Annotated in this window: 2 protein-coding genes; both read left to right on the plus strand. The window is 39.2% G+C overall.

Features of this window, described 5'->3' with window-relative positions; all coding sequences use genetic code 11:
- The first annotated feature begins 110 nt into the window (after positions 1–110).
- Positions 111–6137: a hypothetical protein gene (locus tag J7J33_02305; protein ID MCD6168122.1), complete on the plus strand. Its 6027-nt coding sequence runs from the start codon at positions 111–113 to the stop codon at positions 6135–6137.
- A gap of 58 nt (positions 6138–6195) precedes the next feature.
- A partial coding sequence (locus tag J7J33_02310; protein MCD6168123.1) for a hypothetical protein occupies positions 6196–7171 on the plus strand: 976 nt, incomplete at its 3' end.

A 7171-nucleotide genomic window follows, 5' to 3' on the forward strand; every position in this document is an offset into this window, starting at 1 on the left:
TATAGGACAAATCCCAATGTTTATGCCTATTAATGTGTTGCGTGTTGAAGCTGAATTAAGGGAAGGGGGTAGACCAGCATATAGAGAAATCAAGATGGAGTTTGTGAAGCATGAAGGTAGTTAATCTTAAACCTCAGCTTAAAATTTATGATACTCCCTTCGCTGTTCCAAAAGAAGCCTTTACCTATAAATTATATAGCTATACTGGTTATTATCCAGATTTTGATGATAAAAATTTGAAGTTTTCTGGTAAAGTCCCGATGGTATATTTCGATTGGCATAACGGGGTACCTGAGGGGGTAGAGAATAACGAGCAATACGCTATTGAAATTACTGGTTCACTCAATTTTTCTGATAAAACCTTTTTTGCATTATATGCTCGTGGTACTGCGTGGCTTTATGTCGATGGTGCATTTTACGGTGAGGCTAAGAATGGGTTGTTCAATCCATACGATTTTCTATTTGGTAGGGGATATTTCTATGGGTGGCGTGGTCTAAAAAATACAGTCCCTGACGGTTTTACTATTGATGGCGATGTATCCACTGAATCCTGTGTCCCCCCAGATGTATCAGGTCAATCTTCGTCTTACTTTAAATCCAGAGCACTTACGCTTTCGGGTTCGGGTAGTATCAAGATAAAAGTTCCTTATGGTACTAAAATGCTTGACCGGATAAGACTATCATTCTATGCAAAAAATGATTTATCTATTACTTTAAAGCTCTATGACCAGAATGGGACTCAAATATTCACCCAAACAGATAATATTAGTGTTGGCGATACATGGGCTTCACAATCTATTAATTATATAGTTACTTCCTATAATTCACAGATAAGCTCAAGCGTTGAAATTAGTATATCTTCGTCAACGGGTGGCTCTATTTATGGACTCCGTTTATATGCTCCTTCTTTAGAAATTACTAATGCTTCAGTATCCTTTACATTACGTTTCTGGAAAGATAGTCCTGATAGTGGATTGGCTCTATTCTATAAAGATTCCAATACGGAAGATTGGAAAACCCCTTACTATTTCAAACCAGTTTCATTAGCCCTTAGTACAGATATTACCCCTCAGGCTATTGCATTGGTCAAAAATGTCCGCATAGAGATGAATCAGGATGGACGAAAAGAGCTTACCTTTCAAGTTCCAGTGGGAAAGAATGGATACCGATGTAGTAAGGGTGCGTTGGTCTATAACAGTATTACCATTAAGGATTACAGATTAATAGATTTTTACGATAATGATGTCTTGAAATTTAGGGGTATAGTAACTGATATTTCTATTTCCGAGGCAGATAAAACTGCTAAGATTGTAGTGGGTGACCTTCTTACATTGTTAGAGGAATCAGTTAACTTAAATTATCCAGATAAGCTTTCTTTTAATTACTTAAAATTGAATCCATGGGCTTCCACTGGGGTAGCTGTAGAAACTACCCCTCCTTGTTATGATGCTTGGCCTATCTCATTTGTGTTAAAAGATTTAGCTTATAGGTGCGGTATACCAGACGAATTATTTGACACATGGGACATTCTACGCTTACAACGGAAGCTTCATTACGGTAGTACTGCTATAGATAATCCAGATGATGAGTACATTTATGCGATAGATTTTGGAGAAAATTTGTTAGAGTGGTTTCAATCTAACTTGGTGGATCCTTATTCATATTTATTGTATTGTGATGCGGGTAGTATTCACTGTGAACCAGTGGATAAAAAGATAGTTATTAATGTTGAAAGTAGTAAGACCTACGAGCATTTTAGAGCGTTAAGTGGTGAAGGGGTTGTCATCGGCTCTTTACCAGACGGCCCCAATTTAGTCAAGGATGCTGGATTCGAGAAGAGCTTACTCGGTCCGTTTAATAGTCAATACTGGGATTCATGGATTGATGATACTACGGGACCTTGGACCAATGTTATACAGGAAAGTGGGTTTGAAGAATTGAGTCTCGGTCCATTTACTGGAGATTCTTATTGGACAGTAGAAGCTTCTGATGATGCTTATGTATGGATTAAGGGAGGAACTGTTCCAGAGGGTTCTAAGTGTGCTGTGTTAGAATTAATGGATGATTTACAGTATGCAAGAATTAAGCAACGGGTTAGTGCTTCGCAAGATGATGCCGAGCTATCCTTTTACTATCTCTTGAATCCACATACTCAATATGGGTGGTATAAATTAAAGGTTAAAGTAGAGGCACTGGATAATACCTTAACAGTTTTACAGACATGGAATTTTGAATATCAGGATACTTTTGGAATATGGCATTTTGTGCATGAACCTATCCGATTACCTGCTAATACTGCCTATGCTGAAATAACCTTAGAATTCAATAATTCAAGTGCGGGTAGTCCTTGTTATGGTGCAATCCAAATAGATGATGTCCAATTTACAGTATCTGCTCCCAGTACTTCTATTGATATTGTATCTGAATCTTACCATGGTAAAAAAGCAGTCAGGTTTTATTTCCCTTTTCAGGAAACAGGTCAGGGCAAGGTTTATCAGGTTGTCAATATAGAACCATCGGCTCGCTATGTTGCGGAATGTTATGGTAAATTCTCAAATATATCGGAAGCATCCTTGCGTTTGCAAGTGGAGACTTTAGATGGCAATGGTGAAGTTCAGAGTACTCACTATATAGACGGCAATAATAGTACATTGGAATGGCAAAAACTCAGTGTATCATTTACATCACCTGATAATGCAGTACAGGCAAGAATTAGTGTAATTGCTGGAGCAGGTGAGAGTCAAGATGGTGTATATGTTTTAGTAGACAATGTCAATCTGCGTAAGTATCTACCCACTGGTGAAAGCAGTATAGAGATAAGCAATTTACCCCCAGAATTTGATTTAGTCTTTATCAAGGGTGTAGGGCTTGGCAGTTCTGATAGTAGTGATGATTTGTATTATGAAGTATATGATGATTCGGCAGGTGGGCAAGTAGTATTAAGTGGTTATGTAAATACTTATTATGAAGCTTGGGTAGACGAAGATGGTGATGTGCAGTATGAAAGAGCCTATTATGATGGCATAGATAGTTCTGGTGTTAATCCTTGTGTTTTGCATTTAAGTATGCCCACTTCTTTTATTAACAACGAAGAAGTGAATAAGGACCATAATTATAGGGTAGTAATTACCCCAGTTGCCAATAAAGGCGGTATATTGGATGCCGTTATAGCTTATTATAGATACCTTGATAGACCTTCTTTGGAAATTCCTTTGTCGCACCATATAAGACTGAGCGATACGAAGGATATAAAAGATTTGAGGAATGATATTATAGTAATAGGTACTGCGAGGAGAATCGAGGTTCCTGCTGGAGGTAATGTTAACAACCCGCATTACCTTTATGTTTATTCAAGGGCGATAGATGTGGATTCTATTTATAATCCCGAATCAGATATTTTTCTTGGTAGGCGTAAACCATTTGTTATAGCTGACCCTGTTATAGACCAAAAACGGGTTGCTGATTGGCTTGCTGTTTATGTATTAGATAAGTATACTCAGATTACTTGGGGGTTTAAGAATCGTGGTGCAGTACCAGTTAGCTATTATCCGTATATTGCTATTAGGTTGACCAATACGGCTGTAGGCGATAAACAGGCGTGGGCTAAGAGAGTTACTGAGAATTATTCTCTGGGTAGCGATACTTTTTACAGTATAGAGTTTACTTTAACTGGTGTTAAACCCCATTCTTCTTATTTACCCTCTCCCCCACAATCTGTTTATATTGGATTGGGCAACCCATTTCGGGATGTCAAGTTAGAGAACCATATTGATTATGACCCTTACGATTCAGAGCGGAGAGGCAAGTATATTCGTTTATCTTATACCCTTACGGAAATGGGGTATGTGCGTATAGCGATAGTGTCTCCAGCGGTGGGTGGGTTGCCTGAATCAGTGGTGCATTGGGTAGTGGGAGATGATACTAAATTTGAAATCCAGGATATAGGTAAGCATATTTTTGAATGGGATGGAGTCTGGACTACTGGGACTAAATTTGTAGTGCCGTGTCGTTATGATAGTTCTCTTTTGAATCAGTCTGGTGGCTTCCAGTGTTTACATCCTGCATTAGATATAAGTGATATTGTGGGTCAAGTTTATCCGTCAAGCGGGTATGAATCAGGTTCTAAATATAGCAATGGAATATGGCAATTTACTGGAGATACATCTTCTTTTGTTCCTCATTTATACGATGGTATGGAAATAGATTTTTACGATGGTGATAGTAATTATGTGGGGCAGGGACAAATTGTGGAGCTTTATCAGTCTTCGGGTAATTGGTATGCGGTAGTGAAGATGGCAGGTGGTATAACTGATATACCAGATGGTGCTGTGAAATGTCAGATTTTCGCAAATAGGCAAAGATATTATGAGCCACCCTGTTTGGGAGGTGGCAGGGTAGGAGTAATAGCTGGTGTTGACCCTGCCGATGCTTTTAACTGTCCTGCCTATACTCAATCCTATGGTGGGTATTTGGCGGGTAATACATTGGAGATTAGATTTGAGTTTTATCCATTGAATAGCAGTGGTGTTTTTTCTTTCCTTGGTTCTGATTTCGGGATAGACCGTATTACTCTTAAACCTTCTACCCCTATTGAAGCCCAGATAAATGTAATCAGTAATTATGAGCCTATAAGCGATGGTGATGTTAGAGAGCGGAGCTTCTATTTAACAAGACCTGATTTAGATATGACCATACAGATAGAAGGGAGCGGGCGTATTGCTGTCCCTCGTGTCTCTGCTCACTATCTTCGTGCCCTTGCAATTGGGCATAATAAAGGAGATTTACGGTATATAGATGATAGCGATTACGGTAAGCTTTTCAGCTTGTCGCTTGTATCAGCTGATGAGAATTCTGCTTCGCTCGATTCTTTAATTTCATCTGCATTGGAATACGGTAAAACCATTCAGGCTATGATTGGTCGTGAGATTTTAAATAGTGCTGGCACTATGTTTTTGCTTCCCACTATAGGGGAATTTGACGATTGGGCAGATATTCAAGGTAAGATAGAATCCCTCGGTGGGGGAATGACAACGGATTACTATTATTACCGTATTCGTCCAGTATATGGTATTTATGATGAGGATGATCCACCACTATCCTTTGCACATACGAAATTGTATGCGTTGGTAAAACGGTCTGCTATTCTTTTGCTCAATGTTGTGGATATGTCGGGTCGCTTGATACGATTGGAGAATGATAATTCAGCTCTCTATACTCACTATCTTAGTATACCTCCTGCGATAGGTATACGCTTCAGTTATACGGATGCACAAACAAGTGATAATGATGGACAAAGCTACCCATTGGAAGTCTTGCGTGAAGGGATACCGTCTATTAATTATGGTATTTCTCGTGATGACAAATGGCTGGAAGTGGGATTATGGCAGGTGATAGGCTATGCTGGTCTGACTGGGGTCAGGCGGGGTGGCGATCCTGATAATTATCCCTACGAGGAAGGACATATTTATGTGTATCCAACTTGGAGTGAAACGTGGGGCATAGGTAGATTGGTAGGACTTAGAAGCGATAAGATTTTGATTCCTAACTATTCATTTGAATCAGATTTAAGTATAGGATGGAGTTACAGTGCAGGATGGGGGCGGTCTTCTGCTTGGGCGGTAGAAGGTTCTTATTCTGCTTCTATCAATCTGAATGCTCCTGCCGATTCCACAGATTCAGGTTCACTTAATAGTAGTACTTACATTCCTGTTCCACAATTAAAAGAAGCTGGAACTTGGCTGTTAGCTGTTGCAGTCAATGGTGCAATAGATGATAGTGAGGCAGGGAATAGTAATTCGCACGGTGATATAATCTTGAAGCTTTCGTTATATGATGGAACTACCCTGATTAAGCGTGTAGTTGCGAGGGCATCTGCATTCGGTCGGAGTGCTGGTTATGGCACACAAAGGGTATTTTATTATTTCAATGATAACTTAAATGTTGATGGTAGTGGTCGGGTAGGGTATGGCAAAATATTATACAACAAGGAGCCTATAACTGTTTCCACTTGGCTTACATCGGAATCACCATTATCAGACCCCAGAATTATTATTACCATAACTGCTCGTGCTGTAGATGATTTTGGTGCTACATTTTATGTTGATGCTGTAAGGGCTTTAGTGGGGAGGTTAAGGTAATGTCACCAATTCCAAATCAATTTAGTGACATAATAATCTTAATAATAGAGAGGCGAAAATGAATAAGATATTACAAAAAATAATTAATATCATACACCGAGACAGATTCGTTGGGGAGAAGAAGGCAAAGGGGTTGGGTCGTGTAGTAGAAGGTCGCACAGTAACACGCAAGCAAGTTACTGCTCCTACATCACCCCCTCGCCCCCGTCCTGATTTATTATTAGAGCGTGATTATCCTCGTATTCCTGTTGCTAAATTACAGGTAGCTACTTATTTTGACCGTGATGTGGAAAAAGTGCCTCGTCCTTATGTGAAACTGCAATGGAATCAGTATAGGGGAAACGGTTTCATATTGTATCGGATTGAGCGTTCTCTTGATGGTAAGACATGGGAAACACTTACAGAAATTTACGATCGAGAACGGGTAGAATATTACGATAGCAAAGTCAAGGTTGAGACATCTTATTATTACAGATTATGGGTTGTTACTCAAGTTGCTAAAGGTTGTTCAAGGGTTAAGAGGGCTTATGTTCGTAGAGATGACCGGTATGGTTTAGTTAAGCAAGAATGTTTGACTGCCGATTTTGAAGTTAAAAGGGTAGTGGATAATAGTGGTGATGATGTTATTGCTAATGGCATTGTGCAAAAGGGGGTTGTGGTAAAGAGTGTGGGTGAGGGTATCCATAATACCATAGGAATTTCGGATATATACAATCCTGCATTTGACGATGAAGATGGAGATGGAGTGCCTGACGGCTGGAACATAAGCACTTCAAATTGCAGTTGGTATCTATCTGATTATAGTTTTATGGGAAAAAATGCTATTTGTATAGAAGTTCAGCCAGATAATACGGGAACGGGCTATATTAGGAATGAGGGATTTATACCAGCAAACAACAAAGCTTTTAACAAATTTGTATTTTATGGTTATTGGGCTAATTCAGGTGAGTTAGGGCTTTTTGAGGCACATATTTATTTGAGAATAGAGGAATATGATAAAAATAAAAGTCTTATAACTACGCAAGATATTGAGC

This window comes from Caldisericia bacterium, from assembly GCA_021158845.1.
Classification (GTDB): Bacteria; Caldisericota; Caldisericia; order B22-G15; family B22-G15; genus B22-G15.